General features: G+C 72.6%; 27 protein-coding genes. All 27 read left to right on the top strand.

Going from position 1 to position 25918, the window contains the following annotated elements; all coding sequences use genetic code 11:
- The first annotated feature begins 38 nt into the window (after window positions 1-38).
- The 27 genes from VFO26_RS08860 to VFO26_RS08730 all read left to right on the top strand — a co-directional run bounded on the left by VFO26_RS08860 (window position 39) and on the right by VFO26_RS08730 (window position 25917).
- Window positions 39-1004, top strand: coding sequence for a phosphotransferase (locus tag VFO26_RS08860; RefSeq protein WP_325114588.1), 966 nt, complete (start codon window positions 39-41; stop codon window positions 1002-1004).
- 125 nt (window positions 1005-1129) lie between these two features.
- Window positions 1130-2737 carry an ABC-F family ATP-binding cassette domain-containing protein gene (locus tag VFO26_RS08855; protein ID WP_325114587.1) on the top strand — a complete coding sequence of 536 codons (1608 nt, stop codon included), beginning with the start codon at window positions 1130-1132 and terminating at the stop codon, window positions 2735-2737.
- 137 nt (window positions 2738-2874) lie between these two features.
- Window positions 2875-3063 carry a 50S ribosomal protein L32 gene (gene rpmF / locus VFO26_RS08850; protein ID WP_325114586.1) on the top strand — a complete coding sequence of 63 codons (189 nt, stop codon included), beginning with the start codon at window positions 2875-2877 and terminating at the stop codon, window positions 3061-3063.
- A gap of 9 nt (window positions 3064-3072) precedes the next feature.
- The gene (plsX, locus tag VFO26_RS08845) at window positions 3073-4089 is read left to right on the top strand and encodes a phosphate acyltransferase PlsX (protein ID WP_325114585.1); all 1017 of its coding nucleotides are present in this window, start codon (window positions 3073-3075) and stop codon (window positions 4087-4089) included.
- A gap of 265 nt (window positions 4090-4354) precedes the next feature.
- Entirely contained in the window at window positions 4355-4579 is a 225-nt protein-coding gene (gene acpP / locus VFO26_RS08840) for an acyl carrier protein (protein ID WP_325114584.1), read from the top strand.
- A gap of 1 nt (window position 4580) precedes the next feature.
- Complete coding sequence (rnc, locus tag VFO26_RS08835) at window positions 4581-5276, top strand: ribonuclease III (RefSeq protein ID WP_325114582.1); 696 nt, start codon at window positions 4581-4583, stop codon at window positions 5274-5276.
- Between the two features lie 43 nt (window positions 5277-5319).
- Window positions 5320-8871 (top strand): chromosome segregation protein SMC, encoded by a 3552-nt coding sequence (smc, locus tag VFO26_RS08830; protein ID WP_325114581.1) that lies wholly within the window; start codon window positions 5320-5322, stop codon window positions 8869-8871.
- Window positions 8872-8887: 16 nt separating this feature from the next.
- Window positions 8888-9838 (top strand): signal recognition particle-docking protein FtsY, encoded by a 951-nt coding sequence (gene ftsY / locus VFO26_RS08825; RefSeq protein ID WP_325114580.1) that lies wholly within the window; start codon window positions 8888-8890, stop codon window positions 9836-9838.
- A gap of 127 nt (window positions 9839-9965) precedes the next feature.
- Window positions 9966-10310, top strand: coding sequence for a hypothetical protein (locus VFO26_RS08820; protein ID WP_325114579.1), 345 nt, complete (start codon window positions 9966-9968; stop codon window positions 10308-10310).
- A gap of 397 nt (window positions 10311-10707) precedes the next feature.
- Window positions 10708-10860, top strand: coding sequence for a hypothetical protein (locus VFO26_RS08815; protein ID WP_325114578.1), 153 nt, complete (start codon window positions 10708-10710; stop codon window positions 10858-10860).
- A gap of 16 nt (window positions 10861-10876) precedes the next feature.
- Window positions 10877-13474, top strand: coding sequence for an ATP-binding protein (locus VFO26_RS08810; protein WP_325114577.1), 2598 nt, complete (start codon window positions 10877-10879; stop codon window positions 13472-13474).
- Between the two features lie 137 nt (window positions 13475-13611).
- Entirely contained in the window at window positions 13612-14961 is a 1350-nt protein-coding gene (ffh, locus tag VFO26_RS08805; RefSeq protein ID WP_325114576.1) for a signal recognition particle protein, read from the top strand.
- A 73-nt stretch (window positions 14962-15034) separates the two neighbouring features.
- Window positions 15035-15277, top strand: a complete 243-nt coding sequence (rpsP, locus tag VFO26_RS08800) for a 30S ribosomal protein S16 (protein ID WP_325114575.1) — start codon at window positions 15035-15037, stop codon at window positions 15275-15277.
- 4 nt (window positions 15278-15281) lie between these two features.
- Window positions 15282-15512, top strand: coding sequence for a KH domain-containing protein (locus tag VFO26_RS08795; protein ID WP_325114573.1), 231 nt, complete (start codon window positions 15282-15284; stop codon window positions 15510-15512).
- Between the two features lie 2 nt (window positions 15513-15514).
- The gene (gene rimM / locus VFO26_RS08790; protein ID WP_325114572.1) at window positions 15515-15991 is read left to right on the top strand and encodes a ribosome maturation factor RimM; all 477 of its coding nucleotides are present in this window, start codon (window positions 15515-15517) and stop codon (window positions 15989-15991) included.
- 66 nt (window positions 15992-16057) lie between these two features.
- On the top strand, window positions 16058-16714 hold the full coding sequence (gene trmD, locus VFO26_RS08785) for a tRNA (guanosine(37)-N1)-methyltransferase TrmD (RefSeq protein ID WP_325114571.1): 657 nt from the start codon (window positions 16058-16060) through the stop codon (window positions 16712-16714).
- Window positions 16711-17556: a signal peptidase I gene (gene lepB, locus VFO26_RS08780; protein ID WP_325114570.1), complete on the top strand. Its 846-nt coding sequence runs from the start codon at window positions 16711-16713 to the stop codon at window positions 17554-17556. The genes trmD and lepB overlap by 4 nt, the downstream gene beginning before the upstream one ends.
- 102 nt (window positions 17557-17658) lie before the next feature.
- A complete protein-coding gene (rplS, locus tag VFO26_RS08775) occupies window positions 17659-18006 on the top strand; it encodes a 50S ribosomal protein L19 (protein ID WP_325114569.1) in 348 nt (115 codons plus the stop codon).
- Between the two features lie 36 nt (window positions 18007-18042).
- Window positions 18043-18369, top strand: coding sequence for a hypothetical protein (locus VFO26_RS08770; protein WP_325114568.1), 327 nt, complete (start codon window positions 18043-18045; stop codon window positions 18367-18369).
- Window positions 18370-18445: 76 nt separating this feature from the next.
- Window positions 18446-19090 (top strand): ribonuclease HII, encoded by a 645-nt coding sequence (locus VFO26_RS08765; protein WP_325114567.1) that lies wholly within the window; start codon window positions 18446-18448, stop codon window positions 19088-19090.
- Entirely contained in the window at window positions 19087-19440 is a 354-nt protein-coding gene (locus VFO26_RS08760) for a YraN family protein (protein WP_325114566.1), read from the top strand. The genes VFO26_RS08765 and VFO26_RS08760 overlap by 4 nt, the downstream gene beginning before the upstream one ends.
- 205 nt (window positions 19441-19645) lie before the next feature.
- The gene (locus VFO26_RS08755; protein WP_325114565.1) at window positions 19646-20485 is read left to right on the top strand and encodes a M48 family metalloprotease; all 840 of its coding nucleotides are present in this window, start codon (window positions 19646-19648) and stop codon (window positions 20483-20485) included.
- Between the two features lie 57 nt (window positions 20486-20542).
- Window positions 20543-21670, top strand: a complete 1128-nt coding sequence (locus tag VFO26_RS08750) for a DNA methyltransferase (RefSeq protein WP_325114563.1) — start codon at window positions 20543-20545, stop codon at window positions 21668-21670.
- A 74-nt stretch (window positions 21671-21744) separates the two neighbouring features.
- Window positions 21745-22356, top strand: a complete 612-nt coding sequence (locus VFO26_RS08745) for a hypothetical protein (protein ID WP_325114562.1) — start codon at window positions 21745-21747, stop codon at window positions 22354-22356.
- A gap of 116 nt (window positions 22357-22472) precedes the next feature.
- Window positions 22473-23936, top strand: a complete 1464-nt coding sequence (locus VFO26_RS08740; RefSeq protein ID WP_325114561.1) for a YifB family Mg chelatase-like AAA ATPase — start codon at window positions 22473-22475, stop codon at window positions 23934-23936.
- On the top strand, window positions 23933-24796 hold the full coding sequence (gene dprA / locus VFO26_RS08735; RefSeq protein ID WP_325114560.1) for a DNA-processing protein DprA: 864 nt from the start codon (window positions 23933-23935) through the stop codon (window positions 24794-24796). Before VFO26_RS08740 ends, dprA begins: the two co-directional genes overlap by 4 nt.
- On the top strand, window positions 24793-25917 hold the full coding sequence (locus VFO26_RS08730; RefSeq protein WP_325114559.1) for an FAD-dependent oxidoreductase: 1125 nt from the start codon (window positions 24793-24795) through the stop codon (window positions 25915-25917). The genes dprA and VFO26_RS08730 overlap by 4 nt, the downstream gene beginning before the upstream one ends.
- Window position 25918: the final 1 nt, after the last annotated feature.

Raw genomic sequence — 25918 nt, 5'->3', positions numbered from 1 at the left:
CCACGGCGACGGCAGCACGGTCGGCCTACGGTTCAGGCGTGCACCCCTGGACCGACCCCGACTGGCTGGCCGGCGCGCATGCGTGGATCCACGACAGGGTGGAGGACGCGGGCGCGCAGGTGACCGGGCCGATCGAGCAGCCCCACATCGAGGCCTGGTCGACCGTGCTGCGCGTGCCGACCTCGGCCGGAGGGCGCTGGTTCAAGGCAAACCATCCGACCGCGGCGCACGAGGCGGGCGTCGTCGGCGTGCTCGCCTCGACGAGGCCGGACCTCGTCCCCGCGCTGCTCGCGTCCGATCCCGCCCGCGGGTGGATGCTGATGGCCGACGGCGGCGAGCGGCTGCGCGAGGTGGTGGAGCGCGAAAGGAGGCTGGATCGCTGGACCGACGTCCTCCCGCTCTACGGCGAGCTCCAGCTCGCGACGGCGGAGCACGCCGACCGGCTCGTCGCGCTCGGAACGCCCGAACGAGGCCTGGCGACACTCGCCTCGGAGTACGAGCGACTGATCGGCGAGACCGACGGCCTCACGTCCGACGAGCTCGCCCGGCTGACCGAACTCGTGCCGGAGGTGGGGGAGATGTGCCTCCGACTCGCCGAGGTCGGGATCCCCGAGACCGTCCAGCACGACGACCTCCACGACGGGCAGGTCTTCGTGCGGGACGGCGGCTACCTCTTCTTCGACTGGGGCGACTCGTGCGTCTCGCACCCGTTCTTCACCATGTCGGTCACCCTCGAGGGCGTTCTCTCGTGGGGGCTCGACGACGTGGAGGGCTCCGTCGACCTCACCCCGTTTCGCGACGCCTACCTCGCCTCGTTCTCCGAGTACGGGTCGCGCGACGAGCTCGAGGCCGCGCACGCGACCGCGCTGCGTCTCGGTTGGATCTGCCGCGCGGTGAACATGCGACCGCTCGCCCTGGCGCTCCAGTCGCCGGCGAGGGAGGAGTGGCGGGGCCCCCGCACGGCAACGCGCCTCCGGATGTTCCTCGACGGGAGCCCCGGCTGAGCTCGACGGGCGTGCTAGCTTGACTCCGCGCTCCGGCGCACGCCCATGACGGACTGAACGCGGACACTCGCATCCCGCAGCCCTCTGGTGAGGAAGCTGCCCTCGTCCCGCAGGAGGTCCCCGTCATGCGTGCACGCCTCGCAGGTGTCACGAAGTCCCACGGAGCACAGGTCGTCCTCGACGACGCCTCGCTCGAGGTGGGGCCGCGTGCGCGCATCGGCCTCGTGGGGCCGAACGGCGTCGGCAAGTCGACCGTCCTGCGCCTGCTGGCAGGCGAGGAGGCGCCCGACCGCGGCGTCGTGGCCCTCGATCCTCCGACCCTCACCGTCGCCCATCTGCCGCAGGAGGCGGAGGCGCTCCCCGGGGAGACGCTGTACGAGCGCCTCGCACGTCGAACCGGAGTCGCCGCGGCCGAGCGCGAGCTTCAGGCCTCGGCCGCTGCTCTGTCTCCCGTGGACGACGCTCGTGTCCGATCCGCACGAGCGTCGTCCGACCGCTACGACCTGGCGCTGTCGCGCTTCATGGCGATTGGAGGAGCGGACTTCGAGGCGCGCGCGACGTCGGTCTGCGCGGTGCTCGGCCTCGGAGCCGCGCTCGACCGGCAGTTCTCGGGGCTGTCGGGCGGCGAGGCGGCGCGGGCGTCGCTCGCCGCAGTGCTTCTCGCCCAGGCGGACCTCCTGCTGCTCGACGAGCCGACGAACGACCTGGACGCCGAGGGCCTCGCGCGGCTGACCGGGTTCGTCGTCGCCTACCGGGGCGCGATCGTGCTGGTCTCCCACGACCGGGCATTCCTCGACACGACCGTCCATCGCATCGCCGAGATCGACCCGCGCGCGCATCGGATCGTCGAGTGGAGCGGCGGCTGGTCGGACTACGCGCGACGCCGCGACGAGGCCCGACGCGCCGCGTACGCACGGTTCGCCGACGTCCAGGAGCGGCGCCGCGAGCTCACGACCCTGTTGTCGACGAGGCGCACGGAGGCGCGAGGTCAGGGCGCCGGCCTCGGTGAGAAGACGGGGGGCGCGGATCGCCGCGGCACGAATGCGCTCCGGACGAAGGTGCGACAGGCGGAACGCCTGCTCGAGCGGAACCCGCTCCCGGAGAAGCCCTTCGAGCCGTGGGAGCTCCGGCTCGAGCTTCGTTCCACCGGCCGGCTCCCCTCCACGGTCGCCCGGCTCTCCGCCGCGCTCGTCGAGCGGGGAACGTTCCGACTCGGGCCGCTCGACCTCGAGCTCCATCCCGGCGAGCGGCTGGCGGTGACGGGCTTGAACGGGACGGGGAAGACGACGCTCCTGCGCGCGCTGCTCGGCGAGATCGAGCTCTCCGCCGGTACGCGGACGCTCGGCCGCGGTGTCGTGGCCGGCGTGATCGGGCAGGAGCGGGTCGCGTACATCGCGGCGGAGACCCTGCTCGATGCGTTTGCGCGACGCACGGGGCTGATCCCGGTCGACGCCAGGACACTGCTCGCGAAGTTCGGCCTGGGAGCCGACCACGTCGGCCGTCCGTGCGAGACGCTCTCCCCGGGGGAGCGGACGAGGGCTCACCTCGCGGAGCTCCAGGCCGCGGGGGTCAACTTCCTCGTCCTCGACGAGCCCACCAACCATCTCGATCTCGAGGCCGTGGAGCAGCTCGAGCAGGCGCTCGCGGGCTGGGACGGTGCGCTCGTCGTCGTCTCGCACGACCGCCGCTTCCTCGAGGCAGTGGCTCCGACACGGGAGCTCGCGCTCGGCTAGCGCCGGCATGCCCGCGCCCGCTGCGACCGCGACAGCGGGCGCCTTCACCGATCTGCCCCGCCGCAGGCGGAGATCGGCGGCGGGTGTCCGCTCTTCCGGATCTCGGCTCCGGGAGTAGGTAAACTGCGCGGCCGCTCATGGCCGTTCCGAAGCGCAAGACCTCCAAGTCCCGCCGCGACAAGCGCCGGGCCCAGCACAGCATCGCTGCGCCGCGCGTCTCGACCTGCGAGAACTGCGGCTCGCCGAAGCAGTCGCATCGCGTCTGCCCGACCTGCAAGACGTATCGCGGCCGCGAGGTCAGGCCGCTGCGGGCGCCCGCCCCGTAGCGCTCCCCGATGGCGACCCGCGTCGCGATCGACGCGCTCGGGGGCGACCGCGCCCCTGACGAGGTGGTCGCCGGCGCCGTCGAGGCTGCGTCGGGCACGATCGTCCCCGTCCTCTACGGCACCCCGTCGCTCGAGACGTCGGGGCTCGAGCTCGTCGAGTGCACGGAGGCGATCGCGATGCACGAGAAGCCTGCGGACGCCGTGCGGGCCAAGCCCGACTCGTCGCTCGTGCGGGCGGTGAGGGCAGTCGGCGACGGCGACGCCGCGGCTGTCGTCTCTGCAGGCAACACCGGCGCGGTGCTGGCGGCGTCGCTCCTGCACGTTCGGCGGCTGCCGGGCGTCCTCCGGCCGGGGATCGCGATCGTGATCCCGTCCAGACGCGGCCCGACGGTGCTGATCGACGCGGGCGCGAACGCGGAAGCGCGGCCGGAGCACCTCGTCCAGTTCGCCCACATGGGCGTCGTCTTCGCCGAGGACGTCCTCGACGTCCGAGACCCCTCCGTGCGGCTCCTCTCGATCGGCGAGGAGCCCGAAAAGGGAAACCAGCTCACGCTCGAGGCGCACGCCCTCCTCGCCGAGGCCGATCTCCGCTTCGACGGGAACACGGAGGGCCGCGGGCTGCTCGAGGGGGAGGCGGACGTGGTCGTGTGCGACGGCTTCACGGGCAACGTCGCCCTGAAGACCCTCGAGGGCACGATCCGGAGCATCCTCGAGGCGCTTCGCTCGGAGATCCGCTCGTCCGTCCGCGGGCGCGTCGGGGGCCTGCTCATCCGTCCCGCGGCGCGGGGGCTCCGGGCTCGGCTCGACCCCGAGACGACCGGCGGCGGGTACCTCCTCGGCCTCAAGGGCCTCGTCGTCATAGCGCACGGCTCGAGCTCCCGGGTGGCGGTCGGGAACGCGACGAGGATGGCAGCCCGCGGGGTCGAGCACCGACTCGTGGAACGGCTCGCCGAGCGGCTGCCCGCCGCGCGCGGTGAGGCGCGCTCGAGCGGGGCGCGCTCGAGCGGCGCGACGGTCGAGCGCTAGGCGACTTCAGGCGGACATCGGTTCATCCCGTGCGCGTCGCGTCGCGGCGGGAGGCCGGCTTCGCCGGCCGGGAGGCCAGACCGGGCTGATCTGTGCGCAACCCGGAGGTGGGGGCTCGTGGGGGAACCATGGGTTCCCCCACGTCGAGAAGGAGGGGGCTCGTGGGGAACCATGGGTTCCTCCACGGGAAGGCTGTTAGAGTCCTGCGACTCAATCCACCCCGCATCGACAGTGAGGTTGCGCAGTGGCTCTATCCCGCGATGAAGTGTACGAGCGCGTCAAGGTCGCGCTCGTCGAGAAGCTCGGTACCGACGAGAGCGCGATCTCGGAGGAGGCGGCGTTCCAGGAGGATCTCAACGCCGACTCGCTCGATCTCGTCGAGCTGATCATGGAGCTGGAAGACCAGTTCGGGCTCAAGATCCCGGACGAGGACGCCCAGAAGCTGACGACGGTCGGTCAGGCGGTCGACTACGTCGTCGAGCATCAGTGAGGTGCGCGTGGGGGAGGGCGGGGCGCTCGCGCGCCTGATCGACGCCCTTCCCCCCGAGCGCCGCGAGCACGTCTTCACGCACACGTCGTGGGCGCCGGATCGCGCGTCCTCCTACGAGCGCCTCGAGTTCCTCGGGGACTCGGTTCTCGAGCTGGCGATCGCCCGGGCGCTCTACGACCGCTTCCCCGAGGCGTCGGAAGGACGGCTCGCGAAGATCCGGGCCCACGTCGTCTCGCGGCAGAGCTGCGCCGCGGTGGCGCGCTCGCTCGACCTCGGCTCGGTGCTCGTCGCCCGGGCGCAGGACGTCCCCGGCCCGGAGCTCGACCGTATCTCGCTGAGCAGGAACGTCCTGGCGGCGCTGCTCGAGGCCGCGATCGCGGCGGTCTACCTCGACGCCGGCTTCGACGTCGTCGCGCCGGCGATCGTCGAGGCGTTCGACGACCGGATCGAATACGCGAGCACCGGGCACGTGGACTCGAAGACCGAGCTCCAGGAGGCGCTGGCGCGAAGCGGGCGCTCCGTGCAGTACGAGGTGCTCGACGTCGACGGGCCCCCGCACGAGCGCCGTTTCGTCTGCGCGGCCCTGATCGACGGCGAGCAGCTCGGCACCGGCAGCGGCTCGACCAAGAAGGCCGCCGAGCAGGAGGCGGCCGCGGAAGCACTGGCTGCGCTCGGGATCTCCGGACCCACGGTCTGAGCGCCGGCGGGTCGTCCGTCGCCGCCGCGATACTTCACCGCCGGTGCACCTGCGCTCGATCAAGCTGCGCGGCTTCAAGTCGTTCCCCGATCCGGTCGAGGTGAGCCTCGAGCCCGGAGTCGCGGTCGTCGTCGGGCCGAACGGCTCGGGGAAGTCGAACGTCTCCGACGCGATCGTGTGGGCGGCGGGCTCGTTGACACCTTCCGAGATGCGCGCCGAGAAGCCGGACGACGTCCTCTTCGGCGGCTCGGCGACCCGCGCAGCGGCCGATCACTGCGAGGTCGAGCTCGTGTTCGACAACGAGGATGGCGGCTTCGGCGCGGAGCTCGACTTCAGCGAGATCTCGATCGCGCGCCGCCTCGCGCGCGGGGGAGAGGGCCAGTACCTCGTCAACCGCACGCCGGTGCGACGCACCGACCTGGTCGAGCTGCTTGCGGACGTCGGCCTCGGCGGCTCCATGCACTCGATCGTCGGCCAGGGGAAGGTCGAAGCGGTGCTCGCCTCGAAGCCGGAGGACCGGCGCGCCCTCGTCGAGGAGGCGGCGGGCCTCGGCAAGTTCAAGCGCCGGCGTCACCGCGCCGAGCTCAAGCTTGCCCGTGTCGCTGCGCAGGCCGAGCGCGCTAGGGACGTCGAGGAGGAGGTGCGCAAGCGGCTGCGCCCGCTGGCGCTCCAGGCGACGGCGGCCGAGCGTGCCGAGAAGCTCGCCCACGAGGTCGCGAGCCTGCGGGCGCGCGTCGCCCGGCTGGATCTGGCCGTGCTCGAGAGCAGGCGGGCCGAGGCGGAGGAGCGCCGGGCCGCCGCGACCCTCGCGCGGAGATCCGCACAGGAGCGGCTCGCCTCCGTCCTCTCGGAGCGCGAGAGCGCGGAGATCGAGCTCTCCGACGCGGCGGGCGCCAGGGAGTCGGCCGTCGCTGCCCTCTACCGACTGCAGGGCGCCGGAGAGCGCCTCGCGGTGCGCGAGGAGTCGGTCGGCGGGGTCACCGCTCGGCTGCGAGAAGACCTGGACGAGGCCAGGCGGGCCGAGGGAGCCCGAAGCGACGAGGCGCTTCGAGCCCTCGAGCAGGCGGCCAGGGCTGCCGGCGCCGCGGCCCGCGACGCTGCACTCGAGAGCGGCCAGGCCGCCGAGCGCGCCCGCCACGCGCACGCCCTGCTCGCCGCGGCCGAGCGAGCCACGGCGGACGAGGCGGAGCGCCGTCTGGAGGCGATGCGCCTCGAGCGGGAGGCGGTCGACCGGGGGCTCGGCGAGCTCGCCGGCGGCCACGGCGAGGCGAACCGGGCTCTCGTCGCTCTCGGCGCGGCCCGCGAGCGACTTCGCGGACGTCACGAGAGCGCAACGTCTTTCGCGAGGCGGCTTCGCGAGGAGCACGACACTGCCCGCGCGAGCGCCAGAAGTGGTGCGCCGAGCCCGGTCGAGCTGGAGCAGCGCGCGAACGATGCCCGCGCGGTCGCCCGCGCGTCCGCCAGCGAGCGCGACGACCTCGCCGAGCGCGCGCGCTCGGCGAGGGAGCGGCTCGCCGCGCTCGAGCGGTCGCTCGCGGAACGAGAAGGCATCGCCCCCGCCGCCCGCGTGCTGGCGGCCGCGGGAGAGCGGCTCGCGGTCGCGGCGCTCGAGGTCGAGCCGGGCCTCGAGAAGGCCGTCGCGGCGGCACTCGCCTGGCGCGCCTCCGCCCTGCTGGCGACCGACCCCGACCACGGGCTCGCGCTGCTCGAACGCGCGCGGACCGGCGGGCTCGGCAGCCTCTCGGTCGTCCTCCCCTCGGCCGGTACTGCTTCCGACCGGCCGCCGCTCCGGGGCGCCGAGCGGCTCGGAAGCCTCGTCGCCGGCCCGGACGACGCGCTGCGTCTCCTCGACGGCATCTGGCTGGTGGACGCGGAACGCCTCCGGGAGGTGAGCCACGGCATTGCGATCACCCGCGAGGGCCATGGCTACGACGCCGACCGCGGCGAGCTGTGGTTCTCCGGGGATGCCGCGGAGGCCGTGCTGCTCGAGCTCGACGCGCGTCGCCGGGCACTCGCCGACGAGGCCGACGAGCTGACCGCCCGCGCGGAAGGGGCTGCGCGCGAAGCGGCCGAGACGGCGGCCACTGCGGAGGCTGCGGAGACCGCGTACGGAGCAGTGGCCCACCTCCGGGGCCGGCCGCTCGACGTCGAGTTGCTTTCGCGTCTCTCGGCGGTCGCCGAAGGGCTCCGCGACTCGACCGAGCGTGCCGCAGGAGCCGTCGCGCGGCTCGAGGCTCCCGTCACCGCGCGCCTGAGCGCGGCCGACCGGCGGTCGCAGGAGCTCGGCGAGGAGATCCGCCGGCTCGCCGGCCTCGAGGCCGAGGCGCGGCGCGACGCCGCCGAGGCCGGTCGCCGAGCGGCAGACGCCGAGGTCGTCCTGGCCCGGCTCGGCGGAGCCGCCGTCGGAGCCGCAGCCGCCGGCGACCGGAGACGGGACGACCTGGCTGTGGAGGCAGCCGAGGCACTGGCCAGAGCGGAGGAAGCCGCCGCCCGAGCGCGCCACGCAGCCGACGAGGCCCGCGCCGCGGACGCCGCGCTCGTGGAGCGATCTCCACGACGCAGCCGCCTCGACGTCGATCTCCTCGAGCGCCTGGTCGGCACGTCAGCGTCGCTCGGCGACGCGCTCCGACGTGCCTCCGCGCTGGCCGGCCGCTTCGAGGCGCCAGTCCGTGCACGGGTCGATGCGGGTTCCGCGCGGGCCTCGGGCCTCGGAGGGGAGCTGCGGCGTCTCGGCGCGGCCGAGGTCGAGCTGCGGCAGGCCGCCGACGAGGCATCCGAGCGCGTGACGACCGTCGAGGTCGAGCTCGCGCGGCTCGACGGCGAGTCGGTCGAGGCCCGGCGGCGCCTCGACGAGGCGGAGGCGGCCGGGGCGGCCGGCGAGCCCGCGCCCGAGGAAGGGCCGGAGACCGGCCGGGACGAGCTCGCAGCGCGCGTTGCGCGGCTGGAGGCCCGTCGCGAGGCGCTCGGCAAGGTCAACCCGCTTGCCAGGGAGGAGTACGAGGAGGAGAAGGAGCGGCTCGAGCGGCTGTCGGTACAGCGCGCCGACCTCGAGGCTTCGCTGGCCGAGCTGGCCGAGCTGCGAGACGAGTTGACGGAGACGGTGAACCGTCGCTTCGACGAGACGTTCGCCGCGGTCGCCGCGAACTTCGAAGAGGTCGCCTCGACGCTCTTCCCCGGCGGCGAGGGCCGCCTGCGGCTGGTCGAGCCGGATGGGGAGGAGGGCGGTGTGGCCGAGGCTGGAGTCGAGGTCGAGCTGCGGCCGGTCGGGAAGAAGATCACCCGTCTGACCCTGCTCTCCGGCGGCGAGAAGGCCCTCGGGGCGATCTCGTTCCTGTTCGCGCTGTTCCTCGCGAAGCCGTGCCCGTTCTACCTCCTGGACGAGGTCGAGGCGGCTCTCGACGACACCAACATCGCGCGGTTCGTCGAGCTCCTCCGCCGCTACGCGGACCGGGCCCAGTTCGTCGTGATCACCCACCAGAAGCGGACGATGGAGGCCGCCGACGTGCTCTACGGGGTGACGATGGGCGGCGACGGGATCTCGCAGATCGTCTCGCGCCGGCTGCCCCGCGAGGAGCGCACCGCAGCCACGGCCTGAAGTAGCGTTCTCCGCCATGTCGCGGACGTGGGCGGAGCTGCTCGGAGACGAACAGGACGGTGTGCGGGAAGAGGAGGAGCGAGCCGGCTTCTTCTCCCGGCTGCGCGAGTCGCTGGGCAAGAGCCGGCGCGCTTTCGCCGCGGAGCTCGGTGCGTCGTTCGACCCCGCCCAGGAGGACGCCTGGGAGCGGCTCGAGATCGCCTTGATCCGCGCCGATGTCGGCGTGCCCGCAACCGCGGAGCTCGTGAGGCGACTCGAGGCCCGCGGCGAGCTGACCGACCTCGTGGACGCGCTCGCCGAGGAGGTCGAGGAGCTCTTCGGGGATCCTCCGGTGCTCGCTGCCGCGGAGGAGGCGCCGACGGTCGTCCTGGTCGTCGGGGTGAACGGCACGGGAAAGACCACCACCATCGGCAAGCTCGCGCGCAAGCTCGACGAGCACGGCCGGTCGGTCCTCGTCGGCGCCGCCGACACGTTCCGTGCGGCCGCCGAGGAGCAGCTCGAGATCTGGGCGGAGCGGGCGGGCGCGGATTTTGTGGGCGGCTCGCGCGGAGCCGACCCGGCGGCCGTCGCGTTCGACGCGGTCGAGGCGGGGCGCGCGCGGCGCCGGGACGTCGTCATCGTCGACACGGCGGGCCGGCTCCACACGCAGGGCAACCTGATGGACGAGCTCGCGAAGATCCGGCGGGTGATCGCCGGGCGGCTCGAGGGGGCGCCGCACGAGACGCTCCTCGTGGTCGACGCGACGACGGGCCAGAACGGCCTGCAGCAGGCGCGGCTCTTCGCGGAGGCCGCGAACGTCACCGGTGTGGCGCTGACGAAGCTCGACGGCTCGGCCAAGGGCGGCGTCGCCGTCGCGATCGCTCACGAGCTCGGAATCCCGGTGAAGCTCGTGGGCGTGGGGGAGGGAGTCGATGATCTCCGTCCGTTCGACGCCTGCGACTACGCCCGGGCTCTGCTCACCGAATGAGGCGTTCTTGCTGCATCTGGGCGGTTTTTCGGTACACGCCTTTGAGGGATTGCACGCCATCCCCCGGAAGGGGTACCCTCGAAGCAGTGACTCGTTCGAGGGGGATCGAACAAGGAGGGAGGAGCGGATGGCTGTAGCGGTGTTCGCACGGTACCCCGGCTTGAGCCCGGAGACGTACGACGAGGTCGTCGCCTCGCTCGACATGGACGCCAACCCGCCGGCCGGCGCGATCCTGCACATGGTCGGCGAGGGCGACGAGGCGCTCGTGGTCTCGGAGATCTGGCGGACCGACCAGACGTTCCGGGCGTTCCACGACTTCCGGCTCCTGCCGGCGCTGCAGATGCACGGCTACCTCGGGGCGCCGGTCCTCGAGGTCGTCCCGCTGCACAACCTGTTCGCGGTCGAGATGGACACCGTCGAGCGGATGGGCGCTGTGTCGCTGCCCGCGACGTACTCGGGTGCGGCGCTCTAGCGAGCGCCGCACCGGCGTCTCGACGTAGTCGTCCGCTGACGTCGCCTCCAGCCGGGCGCCGCCGGCCGCGCAGTCGCGTGGCCGCGAGGAACCACTCACCGGGGGACCGACGAACTCGGAAGCGCCTTCCCGCCGGTCTCCAACCGCCCAAGAACGCTCCTGTCTGCTCGACCGGACGGCGGCTACGACGCGGCCGCCAGTTGTATTTGCCTCTTCCGTGCCCAAAGATGCACCGCAGGCGTCGACAAAAGGGGTACAGATGGCTTGGTCATGGGTTCGCATCAAGACAGGGACGAGCCCCAAGCTGCGGGACTGCATGGGCAACGACACGTCGGCCGGCAGGTTCGTTGCGTGTGTCGAGTCGGTCGTCGGAGACCGCGGCGGCAGAATCGATGACGTGAAGTTCGAGCCTAACGGCAAGTGGGCTCGTGTCCGCATCGAGTGGACGAGCCCGGAGAACAGGCTCGCCATCCTCCTCGACCTGGAGGCCGAGGAGGTGCACGACCTGCTCTCGCCCGAAGAGATGGACGCCCTCCGCCGGGGCGGCTGAACCCTGGGGGCGCGACGTGCCGGAGCTGCCGCACGGGACCGTCACGCTCCTCTTCACGGACGTCGAGGGGTCGACCCGGCTCGCCCGGCTTCTCGGCGTCCGCTACGACGAGTCGCTCGCCGCACACCGGGGCCTGCTGCGCGAGGCGTTCGCCGCGCACGGCGGTGTCGAGGTCGACACGCAGGGCGACGCGTTCTTCTTCGCCTTCGAGCGCGCGCGGGAAGCGGTGGGGGCGGCCGCAGCGGCTCAGCGCTCGCTTGCGGCGCACGAGTGGCCGCAGGGGGAGCCGGTGCAGGTGCGGATGGGCGTCCACACCGGGGAGCCCGAGCTGTCGCCCGGCGGGTACTACGTGGGCGTCGACCTCACCCGCGGAGCACGCATCTGCGCAGCCGCGCACGGCGGCCAGGTGGTGCTCTCGCGGGCGACACGAGACCTCGTAGGCGAGGACATCGAGGTGCGCGACCTCGGCGACTACCGCCTCAAGGGCGTCCCTCGACCCGAGCGGCTGTTCCAGCTCGTTGCGCCGGGGCTCGGCTTCGACTTTCCGCCGCTGCAGGCTCAGCAGCTCGGGAACCTGCCGCTGCCGCGCACGCCGCTCGTCGGCAGGCGCGAGGAGATTCAGCAGATCCTCGATGCGCTCGGTGGAACACCGGTGCTGACGCTGACGGGGCCGGGCGGGGTCGGCAAGACGCGGCTCGGGGTCGAGATTGCACGCACGGTCGTGGAGTCGTACGGCGACGGTGCCTTCTTCGTCGGTCTCGCAGGAGTCGACGATCCGGACGCCGTCCCGGCCGTCATCGCCCGGACGCTGGGCGTCACCGAGGAGCCGGGCGAGACCGCCGCCGACGCGCTCGTCCGTAGCCTCCGCGACCGAGAGCTCCTTCTGGTGCTCGACAACTTCGAGCGGCTGATCGCCGCGGCGCCGCTCGTCGCCGACCTCGTCGCGGCGTGTCCTCGGCTGCGGGTTCTGGCGACGAGCCGCGAGCGGCTGCACGTGACTGCAGAGACCGAGTACGCCGTCCCGTCGCTCGTCGAGGACGACGGCACCGAGCTCTTCCTCACCCGCGCTGCCCGCGCGCGGGCGGCGCGGGCGCCCGAGCCGGGCCCGGCGGAGCTGGACGAGATTCGCGCGATCTGTCGGCGCCTGGACGGGTTGCCGCTCGCGATCGAGCTCGCGGCCGCCCGCGTCCGCCTGCTGCCGCTGTCCGAGATCCTGATGCGGCTGGAGCGGCGGCTCGCCTTCCTGACCGGCGGCCCGCGAGACCTGCCGGCCCGGCAGCAGACGCTGATGGCGACGATCGACTGGAGCTACGACCTGCTCGAGCCGGACGAGCAGACTGCGCTGAAGTATCTCGGGGTCTTCGCCGGCGGGTTTTCGCTCCCGGCCGCGGCGGCCCTTCTCGGTGATGACGAGGCAGCGCTCCGCCTCCTGTCGTCGCTCCGCGACAAGAGCCTTGTCGTGCCGCGCCGCGGTGGCGATGGCGGGGCGCGTTTCGCGCTGCTCGACACGATCCGCGAGTACGCTCTCGAGCGGCTCCGCGCCGATGGCGAGGATGACGCGGCGCAGCGCCGTCTCGCCGAGCATCTCGCCGACGTGGCCGAGACGGCCTACGACCAGCTCCGCGGTCCGGAGCAGGCGCTCTGGCTGGGACGGCTGGCCGACGACCACGCGAACTTCGACACCGCGCTCGCCTGGGCACGCGACGCGGGAGCTACGGACCTGCTGCTCCGCATGTCCGGCGCGTTGTGGCGCTTCTGGTTCGTCCGCGGCCACGTCCGTGAGGGCCGCCGCTGGATCAGCGAGGCGCTGCAGTCGAGCCCGCCCGACCCGACGCCCGCGCTCGGCCGCGCCCTCTTCGGGGGCGGCGCGCTCGCGGTGGCGGAGGGCGACCTCGAGGAGGGCCACGCGCTGGCCGCCGAGCGGCTCCGGGTCGTCAGCGCGCTCGGGGACGACGCCGAGATCGCCAGCGCACTGAGCGGCCTCGCAAACGCGGCCGCCGTCCGCGGCGAGTACGCGGAGGCGACCGAGCTCCTCGAGCGGGCGGCCGAGCATGCCACCCGAGCGCAGGCGTGGCTGCCGCTCGCGAGCACGATGAACAACCTCGGCTACCTCCTGCTGATGCAGGGCGACCTCACCCGGGCAATCGAGACGTGTCGCGAGGCTGCGCGGCGCTTCGACGAGCTCGGAATGCGTGACGAAGGCGCGAGTGCGGCGGAGAACGTTGCGCTCGGGCTCCTGCGCCAGGGAGACGACGCGGCTGCGCTCAGTGCGATTTCCGGGAGCCTGGCGACGTACGCCGGGCTCGGCGAGGACGACGGCGTCTCGTACTGTCTCGATGTCGTTGCAGCGGTGATGCTCGGTCGCGGCGAGCCACGGACGGCGGGCTTACTCGCCGGCGCGGCCGAGGCGTTGCGAGCCAGGACCGGGGCGGCGGCACCGCCGCTCGAGCAGGCGCTGCACGAAGAGACCTTGAGCGAGCTCCGGCGGGCACTCGACCCCGAGGACCTGCGCGCCGCGCTCGCCGAAGGGGGTGCGACCGAGCCGAGCGAGATGGTCGCCCTCGCGTCGGAGCTCGTCGATCACGGCGTGACGCACGTCGCCGAGCCATCCTGAGCCTGTCTGCAAGGAGCGCGTGTGCGGCGGCAGGTCTCCTGGCCACATGGTCAGAAGACGAACACGCCCAGTCTGTGGCCTGAGCTCGGAGTGCCGGCCCGGGAGGTCGGAGGAGGCCCGGCTACGCTTGCGATGCCATGTTCGACGCCCTCGCCAACCGCCTGCAGGACGCCCTCGGCGACCTCGGCCGCCGATCCCGTCTCGACGAGGAGACGGTCACGCGCGCGACCCGCGAGATCCGCCTCGCCCTGCTCGAGGCGGACGTGGACTTCGAGGTCGTCAAGCAGTTCGTCAACGCCGTACGCGAGCGCGCGCTCGGGCAGGAAGTGCTGAAGGGGCTCGAGCCGGGCCAGCAGGTCGTCAAGATCGTGCACGAGGAGCTGACCGAGCTGATGGGCTCGGCCGACTCGAAGCTCGCGTTCGGCCGCCCCCCGACGGTCGTGCTCCTCTGTGGCCTCCAGGGCTCGGGCAAGACGACCGCCGCTGCCAAGCTCGCGCTCCACCTCCGCAAGCACGAGCGCAAGTCTGCCGGGCTCGTCGCGGCCGACCTGCAGCGGCCGGCGGCGATCGACCAGCTGGAGCAGCTCGGCCGGCAGCTCCAGGTGCCCGTCTATCGGACGGACACGGCCGACGCGGTCGTCGCCGCGCGCGAGGGGCTCGGGCGGGCGACCGCCGAGGGCTGCGACGTCGTGATCGTCGACACGGCCGGTCGCCTGCAGATCGACGAGGCCCTGATGGACGAGCTCGCGCGGGTGCGGGACGCCGTCAGGCCGCTGAACGTGCTCCTCGTCCTCGACGCCATGACGGGCCAGGACGCGGTCGCCGTCGCGCGCTCGTTCCAGGAGCGGATCGCATTCGACGGCGTCGTCCTGACGAAGCTGGACGGCGACGCCCGCGGCGGCGCAGCGCTCTCGGTCAAGGCGATCACCGGCCGTCCCGTCAAGTTCGCCTCTGTCGGTGAGAAGCTCGACCAGCTCGAGGTGTTCCACCCCGACCGCATGGCGTCGCGCATCCTCGGGATGGGCGACGTCCTCACGCTGATCGAGAAGGCCGAGCAGGCGGTCGAGCAGGACGAGCAGGAGGAGATGGAACGGCGGCTGCTCCAGGGCCAGTTCACCTTCGACGACTTCCTCGCGTCGACGCGGATGCTGAAGAAGATGGGCCCGCTCCAGGGTGTGATGAAGCTCGTCCCGGGCATGAGCCGCCAGCTCGAGGGCCTCGACTTCGACGAGCGCCAGATGGCTCGCATCGAGGCGATCGTGCTGTCGATGACCCCGCAGGAGCGGCGGGTGCCGCACGTGATCAACGGGCCTCGGCGGCGGCGTATCGCCGCGGGCAGCGGGACGACGATCGAGGACGTGAACCGTCTGTTGCAGGCACGCAAGCAGATGGAGAAGGTGATGAAGTCGATGGGCAAGGGGAAGATGCCCGCGCTGCCGCCGGAGCTCATGGGCACCGCCGGACGCGGCAAGCGCGGACGGCGCTAGCGATTTCGCGCGGCTGCTCCCGGGAATTCGGGCACAATGGGCCGTCGCACACACGACGAAGGGATTCGAAGGAATGGCAGTACGCATGAGATTGACGCGTGTCGGGTCGAAGAAGAACCCGATCTATCGCGTCGTCGTGGCCGACTCGCGCTCGCCGCGCGACGGCCGCTTCATCGAGATCGTCGGGCGGTACAACCCGCAGACCGACCCCTCGACGATCGAGCTCGACGCCGACAAGGTCAAGGACTGGCTCGCCAAGGGCGCGCAGCCGTCGGACCCGGTCGCACGGCTGATCAAGGCCGCCGGCATCCAGTAGGCGCGTGGAGGAGCTCCTCGCCTGGATCGCGCGCGGGCTCGTCGACGAGCCTCACGCCGTCCGGGTCGAGCGCGTCGACGAGGGCGACGTCGTCGTCCTCCGCCTCCACGTCGCGGACGACGACGTTGGGAAGGTGATCGGCCGACAGGGACGGGTCGCGCGCGCGTTGCGCACGGTCGTCCGCTCGGCGGGTGCGCGCGCCGACAGGCGCTACGTGCTCGAGATCGCCGATTAGCCGTGCCCGAGCCCGACGACGGCCTCGTGCCGATCGGCCGGGTGGGACGGCCGCACGGCCTCGACGGGGCGTTCTTCGTCGAGCGCGCGAGCGAGGACGAGCAGCGCTGGGTCGTCGGCGCCACGGTGATCGTCGACGGCGAGCCGGCGGTGATCACCCTCTCGCGGCGGGCAGGCGGCGGTCGCCGGGCGATCCGGCTCGACCGCGCGGTCGAGCGGGGCGCGGAGCTCGCCGTCCCACGCTCGGACCTGCCGGAGCCGGGCCCGGACAGCTACTACGCGTTCGAGCTCGTCGGCCTGACGGTGGTCGACGAGAGTGGGCGAGAGCTCGGCCGCGTCGTCACGGTGCACTCGGGGCTCGCCAACGACAACCTGGAGCTCGACGCCGGCACGCTGGTCCCGTTGATCGAGGATGCGATCCGCGAGATCGACGTCGAGGCCGGGCGGGTCGTCGTGGCCGCCGGCTTCCTCGGCGGTTGACCGCGCGTCGCGTCGGTGAGTGCCGCGCAACCGGGATCCACAGCTCAGGGGGTACCCTGGGTCGCCGTGCGCGTCGACGTCTTCACGCAGGTACCGCACGCCTTCGGCTGGCTCACCGAGCAGCGGCCGCTGGCGACGGTGCTGGGCGAGGAGCTCGAGCTGAGGCTCCTCAACTACCGCGACACGACGCCCCTCCGGTCGGGCCAGGTGGACGACGACCCGTACGGCGGTGGCGCCGGCATGGTGCTCCGGGTCGACGTGGTCGACGCTGCGCTCGAAGCCGCCTACGGAACCGCCCGGCCCTCTCGCATCATCGCGTTGACCCCGCAGGGGCGACAGCTCGATCAGCAGCTCGTCGAGGAGCTCGCGCACGAGCCCGAGATCGCCTTGCTCTCGTCGCGCTTCGAGGGCTTCGACGACCGGATCGTCTCCCACCTCTGCACCGACGCCGTGTCCATCGGACCCTACGTACTGTCCGGCGGCGAGCTGCCCGCGATGGTGCTCCTCGACGCCGTTGCCCGTCGGCTCCCCGGGGCGCTGGCGGAGGGCTCGGGAGAGCTCGAGAGCTTCTCGCCGGAGCTCGACGGAGGGCTCGAGTACCCGCACTACACTCGCCCGGCTGCGTATCGCGGCTGGGACGTCCCCGAAGTGCTCCTCTCCGGCGATCACGCCCGGATCGAGCGCTGGCGGCGCGAGCAGAGCCGCGCCCGGAGCGTCGTGTGAGCGGCGTCGACGAGCGCGAGACACCACGCGATCCCGAGCGGCCCCTCGAAGGCGAGCCGTTCACGGGGAATCCGCTGCCTCCGGCGCCGGAGCAAGCGCCGACGGACGGCAGTGGGCGGGTCGACTCAGGCTGGCCGACGACACCGGCCGAGATCCCGCTCGACGGTCCGCTCGGGCCCCAAGCCGACGAGCCGCCGCCCAGACCCGCTCCTCAGGCCCACCGTCACTCGCGCAACCCGGTCGACCGCCTCACACGCCGCCTGCCGGACCCTCTCCGGGTGATCGTCGACTGGGCCGTCACGATCATCGGCGCCGTCGCGATCGTGCTGCTCGTCAAGGCGTACGTCGTCAATCCCTACCGGATCCCGTCGTCCTCCATGGAGCCCACGCTCCACTGCGCCCAGCCCGCCTCGGGCTGCGAGGCGCGGTTCTCCGACCGGGTGCTCGCGAACCGTTTCATCTATCACCTCCGCGATCCACGCAGGGGCGAGATCGTCGTCTTCGACACCCCCGACGCGGCGCGCGTGAAGTGCGGCGCGGGTGGGACCTTCGTCAAGCGCCTGATCGGGCTGCCCGGCGAGACGGTCGAGGTGCGGCTGCGACGTGGCGAGGGCTACGTGTTCGTCAACGGCAGAGAGCTGGACGAGTCGTATATCGAGCCGGGACGCCGCTCCACCGAGGAGTTCGGCCCGGTCAAGGTGCCCGCGAACGGCTACTTCATGATGGGCGACAACCGCTCGCAGTCGTGCGACTCACGCGAGTGGGGCTCCGTGCCGCGCGACAACCTGATCGGCAAGGTGTTCGCCACGTACTGGCCGCCCAACAGGATCAGCCTCCGTTAGATCGGTTGGCCGCGGCAAGCTGCATGCTCGCTTCCCGCGACCCTCTGAGGAGCGCGCCGGCGTCCGCTATCATCCGCCACCGGTCTCGGCCGACCTTTCCACATGAGCACGATCATCGAGAGCCTCGAGCAGCGGCAGCTGCGTGACGTCCCGGACTTCAAGGCGGGCGACACCGTGCGTGTCCATTTCAAGGTGATCGAGGGGAACCGGCAGCGCGTGCAGGTCTTCGAGGGGATCTGTATCAAGCGGCAGGGATCGGGCGTGCGCGAGACGTTCACGGTGCGCAAGAGCTCGTTCGGCGTGGGCGTCGAGCGGACGTTCCCGCTTCACTCGCCGAAGATCGAGAAGCTGGAGGTCGCGATGATCGGCGACGTGAACCGCGCGAAGCTCTACTACCTGCGCGGCCGCGTCGGCAAGAAGTCGCGCGTGCGCGAGCTTCGTCAGTCGTAGTCGCGCTTCGCGCGATTACGACTAGAAGTTCGGGTTGTGCGCACTCTCCTCGTGCTTGCGGTCGTTGTTCTCCTAGGCAGCGCCGCTTGCGGCGGCGCCGAGGACGACACCCAGCGCTTCGCGCGCGAGGCCGTCGAGTCGTACGTCGCCGACGAGTCGGCATACGACGCCGAAGGCGTCCACTGCACCGGCAATCCGCGACCCTGGTTCGTCGAGCGCCAGGCGCGCGTCGTGATCTGCGCCGTGCGTCGCGTCGAAGGAGGCTGCGACTGGTTCCGGGTCGAGCTCATCCCTCTCGCCTCCCGCGTGGCGACCCAGATCCGTCTCGAGTCTCCGAACGCGGGGTGCGTGCTCCCGGCGTAGGCCCGCCCTGCAGGCCGCACAGAGGCGGCACGAAGCCGGCACGGTCCCGTCCGAGGGCGAGGGATATCCTCGGCCGGTGGCGATCTCCACCGGGCAACGGCTGCTCCGCTACGACAGGCGCCTCGGGGCGCGGTTCGTGGCGGGTGCGGACGAGGCAGGTCGCGGGTCGCTCGCGGGACCGCTCGTCGTCGCCGCCGTGCTGCTCGACTACGAGGCGCTTCGGGGTCACCGCGTCCGGCCGCTTGCGCTCCTGAACGACTCCAAGCAGGTCGAGCCGGGCGAGCGCGAGCGCCTCTGCCACGCGGTGCTCGGTTGCGCGACCGGAGTGGCGGTGCGTGTCATCTCGTCGAACGAGATCGACACCCGCGGGCTCCACCGGTCGAACCTCAAGGGCCTCCGGACCGTCCTCGCCGAGCTCCATCCGCCGGCGGAGGCCTGCCTCGTGGACGGCTTCAGGCTCGGGCCGCTCGCGCCGCCGCACACTGCGGTGGTGGACGGCGACACGAAGAGTGCTGCGATCGCGGCCGCATCGATCGTGGCCAAGGTGACCCGCGACCGCCTGATGCGCCGGATGGCCGCCCTCTACCCGCGCTACGGGTTCTCCTCCCACGTCGGCTACATCACGCCGGAGCACACCCGAGCCGTGCTCGCCCACGGCCCGTGCCCCCAGCATCGCCGCTCCTTCCAGAGCCGCGCGTACGTCGAGACCCTCGCCTCGTGAACCGCGGCGAGCGGCTCGCCGCCAGGCACTACCGGCTGCGGGGCTACCGGATCGTCGGCGCGAACGTCCGGGTCGGAGGCTACGAGCTCGACCTGATCGTGCGCCGCGGCAATCGGCTGGCGTTCGTGGAGGTGAAGGAGCGCGCGAGGGGCGGCTACGGCGGGCCGGTCGGAGCCGTCGACCGCGAGAAGCGCCGTCGCGTGCGCCGCGCAGCCGGCTCCTGGCTCCGGGCACACCCGGAGGCCGCGGCGCTCGAGATCCGCTTCGAGGTCGCGGCGATCACCGACGGTCGCATCGAGCGGCTCGACCTCGCTCCCGACTGGCCGGTGCCTGCCCCCCGCCGGGAATGACGGGAACGTCCGTTCCGTTAGAGTGAGCACGACACAGAGCCGGGGGGCACTATCCCCCAACGGGCGCGCTCGTCAACACGGCCGTGCGGTGGCGACACCGACGTTCCCGGGCGCGTCGGCCACGCGAAGCGTGGCGGGAGAAACCTCCGGCTGACACGGACACACGTCAGCCGGAAAGGAACCAAAGCACCTGATGAACACCCGCATGCGCACCTGGATCCTGCTCGCCGGGCTCTCCGCGCTCTTCGTCGCGGTCGGCGGCCTCGTCGGAGGCACCGGCGGGATTGTCGCGTTCCTGGCGATCGCCGTCGCGTTCAACCTCGCGATGTTCTGGTTCTCGGACCGCATCGCCCTCAAGATGAGCCGGGCACGCCCGCTCGCGCCGGGCGAGGCCCCCGAGCTCGTCGCCGACGTGGAGGACATCGCCGCCCGCGCCCGCATCCCCGTCCCGCGGCTGTATCTGATCCCGTCGCAGCAGCCGAACGCCTTCGCCACCGGACGCGACCCCAAGCACTCCGCCGTCGCTGTCACCGAGGGACTCGTCGCCCTGATGCCCCGCGATCAGGTACGGGGCGTGCTGGCACACGAGCTCGCACACATCCGGAACCGGGACGTGCTCGTGACGACGATCGCCGCGATGATCGGCGCGGCCATCTCGGCGATCGCGCACTTCCTGCAGTTCCAGTGGCTCTTCGGAGGAGACGACGACGAGAGCCCGCTCGGCCTGATCGGGACGATCGCGGCGATCGTCGTCGCGCCGATCGCGGCGATGCTCCTCCAGTTCGCGATCTCGCGGCAGCGCGAGTTCCTGGCCGATCACACGGCCGCCGAGCTCCTCGGCGGGGGCCGGCCGCTCGCGGATGCGCTGGGCACGCTGCAGCGCGGTGTGAAGGCACTGCCGATGCCGGTCAACCCCGCCACCGCGTCGCTGTACATCGCGAACCCGCTCTCGGGGCACGGCATGTCGTCACTCTTCTCGACGCACCCGCCGATGGCGGCTCGCATCGAGCGCCTGCGCGCGTTCGACGCAGCGCGAGGGTTGTAGCTCTCACCAGACGGGCCTCCTGCGAGGACCGCCGCGCCGACCGGCGAATACGGTGGCATGGCGGCCACGCAGGAGGCCCTCTACGGCCGGCTCGACCTCGCGCTCTCCTGGTCCGAGGCGGAGCTCCCCGAGCGCGAGCGCACGAAGCACGTCCATCGGCTCCACCCCTACCTCGGCAAGTTCGTCCCCCAGCTCGTGGAGGCGTTGCTCGAGCGCTACGTCGTGCCTGGCGGACACGTCCTCGACCCGTTCGCGGGCTCCGGGACGACGCTCGTGCAGTCCCTCGAGTCGGGCCGAGACGCGACGGGCATCGACGTGGCGGGCTTCAACTGCCTGCTGATGCGCGTGAAGACGCGTCGGCACAATCTGGACGCCGTCCGTCGTGACCTGCTCTGGGCGCACGAGCGCGCCGAGGCCTTCGAGTCCGACGGGCCGGGTCCCGCGAATGCGTCGCCATACGTGCGCGCGTGGTACGCGCCGCGCGCGGCGGCCGAGCTCCTCCACTACCGCTCGCTCGTCGAGGAGGTCGCGTCGGCGGATGTGCTGCGCGTCGTCCTCACCCGCGCCGCGCGGTCAGCCCGCCGCACGACCCATTTCGACCTCGACTTCCCGCGTGAGCCGCAGGTCGAGCCGTACTGGTGTCACAAGCATCGCCGCACCTGTCGGCCGGTCGAGGAGGCGCGGCGCTTTCTCCTGCGCTACACACTCGACACGCTCGAGCGGATCGAGGGCTTCGCGTCGGTCCGGGCGGACGACGTGCACGCGTCGGTGCAGCACGGGGATGCGCGCGAGCTGGACCTGGGCGGTCCGTTCGACGCGGTCGTCACCTCCCCGCCCTATCCCGGGCTGATCGACTACCACGAGCAGCATCGCTACGCCTACGAGCTGCTCGGGCTGGACGAGCACCGCGGTGCGGAGCTCGGCCGTCCCGCGCGCGGCGTCGGCCGGGCTGCGATCCACGCGTACGTCGACGGCGTCGTCGAGGTTCTCGCCAATGCGCGGAGGCGGCTGGTCCCGGGCGGGCCCGTGTGCATCGTGGTCAACGACAGGCGCGCCCTCTACCCCGAGATCCTGCGCCGCGCGGAGCTGCGACTCGAAGAGCGGCTCGAGCGCCACGTCAACCGCCGCACCGGCCGGCGCTCCGGGGAGTACTTCGAGTCGGTGCTCGTCTGCCGCGCGGCCTGAGCAACTGCTCCTTTCAGGATGCTCACATCGCTTCTCCATGCTGGCCGTCGATCCGCTCCCGAACAGGAGGTCACATGCACAGGTTGATCAGGCACCGGCCCTCCCCGGCGATGGTCGTCGCTTGCCTCGCGCTGCTCGTCGCGCTGACCGGGACGAGCGTCGCGGCGGTCACGGCGCTCGCGCCGAACTCCGTCGGTACCGCCCAGATCCGCGCGAACGCGGTGACCGCGGCGAAGATCAAGAACCGCAACGTGACCGGCGCCAAGATCGCCAGGAACGCGGTCACGGGATCCCTGGTGCTGAACGGCTCGCTCACGCGCGCCGACTTCGCCGCGCGCTCGCTGCCCGCCGGCCCTGCCGGCCCTGCCGGCCCTGCCGGTCCCGCCGGTCCCGCCGGCACGATCGGGCCGATCACCGTGCGTCAGGCCGGCGTCACGGTCGCGGGAGGCGCCGCGCCCGACTCGAATTACGCCACGCAGTCGGTGACCGTGAGCTGTAACGCCAACGAGAAGGCGATCTCGGCGGGAACGGGCTGGAGCGACGACGCGGCCAATCGCGAGCTGTGGACCCAGCGCCTGACCCCGATCGTCACGAACAACAGCGTCACGGGCTTCCGGGCGACGGGAGGGAACGACAGCGGCAATTCGAGCACGTTCACGCTCTACGTCCTCTGTTACACGGGCTAGCGCCGCTCCAGGCTCGGGGGAGGGACGCCCGGCGCGTCCCTCCCCCGTTGCCCGCGTCACACTTCCGGCACGAACCCGACCCACTCGCGTCACTGGTGCGGCCGTACGGTCGAGAGGTGCTGGGCCGCGCGGTCACGTTCGCGCTCGTCGGCCTCGAGCCGCGCCGCGTCGAGGTCGAGGCGCACCTGCGCTCGGGTGAGCAGCCGTCCTTCTCGATCGTCGGCCTCGCCGACCGCGCGTGTCAGGAGGCCAAGCACCGTGTCCGGAGCGGCGTGCACTCGGCGCTCCTGGAATGGCCGCGCCACGCGATCACGGTCAACCTGGCCCCGGCTGCGCTGCGCAAGGAGGGCACGGGCTTCGACCTCGCGATCGGGCTGACGATCCTCGCAGCCTCCGGTCAGGTTCCCTCCGGCCGGCTCGAGGAGCACGTGTGCATCGGCGAGCTGGGGCTCGACGGCCGAGTGCGCCCGGTCGCCGGGACGATCGCCGCGGCGGAGGGCGCCGCGCGGGCGGGGTTCCCGCGCGTGCTCTGTGCCGCCGACTCATCGGGTGAGGCCGCTCTCGCGGGAGTCGAGGCCGTCGGGGTGCGCCACCTGGCCGAGGCCGTCGGCTATCTCCTCGGGCAGGACGAGATCGCGCCCTCGCCGCCGACGGACGATGGCCGACCGTCGGCACCGGTGCCGGATCTCACCGACGTGCGCGGGCAGGAGCGTGGGCGCAGGGCGCTCGAGCTGGCGGCGGCCGGAGGCCACAACTTGCTGCTCGCGGGCCCTCCAGGCACGGGGAAGACGATGCTCGGGCGCCGGCTGCCGTCGATCCTCCCGCCCCTCGGGCGGGGCGAGGCGCTCGAGGTCACCCGTATCCATTCCGTGGCGGGGACGCTGGCACCCGCGTCCGGCCTCATCTCGGTGCCTCCGTTCCGGGCACCGCACCACGGAGCCTCTCCCGCTGCGGTGATCGGAGGCGGCGCCGTGCCCAGGCCCGGAGAGGTCAGCCTGGCGCACCGCGGCGTGCTGCTGCTCGACGAGCTCCCGGAGTTCCCACGCTCGGTCCTCGAGGCGCTTCGTCAGCCGCTCGAGGACGGTGTCGTCTCGGTCGCGCGGGTCGGAGGACGCGCGCTCTTCCCCGCTCGATTCCGGCTCGTCGCGACCATGAACCTGTGCCCTTGCGGCGGGCGGGGCGACCCCCGGCTCGACTGCGTGTGCCCGCCCGCTCGCATCGCCGCATACCGGGACAAGGTCTCGAGAGCGCTGCTCGACCGGTTCGACCTCGTCGTCGCCATGCCGAGGCCCCCGGCGGAAGAGCTCGCTGCCGGGCCGTCGGAGCCGTCGGCTGCAGTGCGGGCGCGCGTCGTCGACGGAGTGGCCCGCCTCCACTCGGCGACGCCGCGGCGAACAGCGGCGGCATCGGAGCTGCTCGACCGCGCCGTCGACAGGCTGCCGCTCACCGGGCGGGGACGGGCGCGAGTCGCCCGGGTCGCCCGCACGGCGGCGGCGCTCGCGGGCTCCGTGGATGTGCTCCCCGAGCACGTCGCCGAGGCACTCTCGTACCGTTCACCCTCGGGCCTCACGAGCCCATGAGGATCCGCTGCCTCCAGCGGCACGACGAGGGGTACCCGCGGCTCCTCGCGCAGATCCCGGATCCGCCTGCGCGCCTGTGGCTGCGCGGTGACGCGGCGCCGGACCTGCTCGAGCGAGCCTGCGTGGCGATCGTCGGCGCCCGTGCCTGCTCAGGGTACGGCCGGGCCGCGGCGCGCCTCCTCTCGACCGAGGCAACCGCGGCGGGTGCGGTCGTCGTCAGCGGAATGGCACGCGGGATCGACGGTGAGGCGCACCGCGGCGCTCTCGCGGCGCGCGGGGCCACCGTGGCCGTGCTCGGGTGCGGAATCGACCGCGACTACCCGGCCGCCCACACGCGGCTCGCCGGTGCGATCGTGGAGTCCGGCGGCCTCGTCGTCTCCGAGTACGAGCCGGGCGTCGAGCCTGCCCCCTGGAGGTTTCCGGCCCGCAACCGGATCATCGCGGGCCTCGCTCGCGCGACGGTCGTCGTCGAGGCGCGTGAGCGATCAGGGGCCTTGATCACCGCGGACTTCGCCCTCGAGGACGGCCGTGAGGTACTCGCCGTCCCGGGTGAGATCACCTCGGCGCTCAGCGCAGGATCGAACGCGCTCCTCCGTCAGGGAGCGACACCCGCGACGTGTGCGGGCGACGTGCTGGAGGCGCTCGGGCTGGAAGCACGCCGCGCCGAGCCAGAGATTCCCGACGATCCGGCCGCGGCGGCCGTCCTCGCGGCGATCGCCGGCGGCGCCGCGACCCCCGACGGGCTGACGCGCGCCACGGGCCTCGACGCGGCCGAGCTCGCCTCCGCCCTCGCGCTGCTCGAGCTCTCGGGAGCCGTCTCGCTCGAGGAGGGAGTCGTGCGAAGTACGATCGCCCGGTGAAGCCGTACTGGCTCGACGAGGCTGCCCCCGAGCTGGCGGCAGACCACAGAGGCGGGCCGGTCGACGTGGCGATCGTCGGCGCCGGGATCACAGGGTGCGCGTGCGCGCTCGCGTTGACGGACGCCGGGCTCCGAGTCAGGGTCGTCGACGCTCGGCGTGTCGCGGAGGGTGCGAGTGGGAGGAACGGCGGCTTTGCCCTCCGGGGCACCGCGGCGCCGTACGACCAGGTGGTCGGCGCCCTGGGGCGGGAGCGTGCCCTGGCCCTCTGGCAGTGGACCGAAGGGGAGCTCCGAGCGCTGGCGGAGGTGGGCGGGGACGCGTTTCGCCGCCTCGGCAGCCTGAGGCTGGCAGCGGACGGCGAGGAGCGGGAGGACCTCCGCGACGAGATCGAGGCGCTCTGGGCGGACGGGCTGGAAGCCGACTGGATCGACGCGCCGACCGGGCCCCTCTCCGGCCGCTTCACGGCGGCGATCCGCCACCCCACCGACGCCGCGCTCCAGCCTGCACGGCTCGTGCGGGGCCTCGCCACACGGGCAGCGGCGGCCGGTACCGAGATCGTCGAGGGGCGGTGGGTGGGCGATCGCTCAGAGCTCGAGGCCGAGACCGTGGTCGTCGCGACCGACGGGTACCCGAGCGGCCTGCTCGGCGAGCTCGAGGGCCTGATCATCCCGACCAGGGGTCAGGTGATCGCCACGGAGCCGCTGGCGGAGCGCCTCTTCGAGAGCCCGCACTACGGGCGTCACGGCTTCGACTACTGGCACCAGACGGAGGACGGGCGGATCGTGGCCGGCGGCTTCCGCGACGTGTCGCTGGGACGCGAGTTCACCGCCGAGGAGGCGTTGACCGACGACGTCCAGCACGCGCTCTCGGCGTTCGTGAACGAGCTCGCGGGGCGAGAGCTCCGGGTCGACTACCGCTGGGCGGGGATCTTCGGCCTCGTACTCGACTTCCTACCGGTCGTCGGCGAGGTTCCGGGACTGCCGGGGACATGGGTGGCGGGTGGCTACTCGGGCCATGGGAACGTGCTCGGGTTCGCCTGCGGCCGGCTGATTGCCCGGGCGATCCTGGGTGACCGCGACCCTCTGCTCGACCTGTTCGAGCCGTCGCGTCTACTGGGCTGAG

The organism is Gaiella sp. (genome assembly GCF_035710885.1).
In the GTDB taxonomy this organism is placed as follows: domain Bacteria; phylum Actinomycetota; class Thermoleophilia; order Gaiellales; family Gaiellaceae; genus Gaiella.
Note: the sequence above shows the minus strand (reverse complement) of the source record. Positions and strands in the feature narration are given on the sequence as shown.

Excerpts from the sequence above, each read along its gene's own strand:
- VFO26_RS08855 (WP_325114587.1), top strand. The coding sequence starts at position 1,130 with ATGCGTGCACGCCTCGCAGGTGTCACGAAGTCCCACGGAGCACAGGTC.
- rpmF (WP_325114586.1), top strand. The coding sequence starts at position 2,875 with ATGGCCGTTCCGAAGCGCAAGACCTCCAAGTCCCGCCGCGACAAGCGC.
- plsX (WP_325114585.1), top strand. The coding sequence starts at position 3,073 with ATGGCGACCCGCGTCGCGATCGACGCGCTCGGGGGCGACCGCGCCCCT.
- ftsY (WP_325114580.1), top strand. The coding sequence starts at position 8,888 with ATGTCGCGGACGTGGGCGGAGCTGCTCGGAGACGAACAGGACGGTGTG.
- VFO26_RS08820 (WP_325114579.1), top strand. The coding sequence starts at position 9,966 with ATGGCTGTAGCGGTGTTCGCACGGTACCCCGGCTTGAGCCCGGAGACG.
- ffh (WP_325114576.1), top strand. The coding sequence starts at position 13,612 with ATGTTCGACGCCCTCGCCAACCGCCTGCAGGACGCCCTCGGCGACCTC.
- rpsP (WP_325114575.1), top strand. The coding sequence starts at position 15,035 with ATGGCAGTACGCATGAGATTGACGCGTGTCGGGTCGAAGAAGAACCCG.
- rplS (WP_325114569.1), top strand. The coding sequence starts at position 17,659 with ATGAGCACGATCATCGAGAGCCTCGAGCAGCGGCAGCTGCGTGACGTC.
- VFO26_RS08755 (WP_325114565.1), top strand. The coding sequence starts at position 19,646 with ATGCGCACCTGGATCCTGCTCGCCGGGCTCTCCGCGCTCTTCGTCGCG.
- VFO26_RS08750 (WP_325114563.1), top strand. The coding sequence starts at position 20,543 with ATGGCGGCCACGCAGGAGGCCCTCTACGGCCGGCTCGACCTCGCGCTC.
- VFO26_RS08745 (WP_325114562.1), top strand. The coding sequence starts at position 21,745 with ATGCACAGGTTGATCAGGCACCGGCCCTCCCCGGCGATGGTCGTCGCT.
- dprA (WP_325114560.1), top strand. The coding sequence starts at position 23,933 with ATGAGGATCCGCTGCCTCCAGCGGCACGACGAGGGGTACCCGCGGCTC.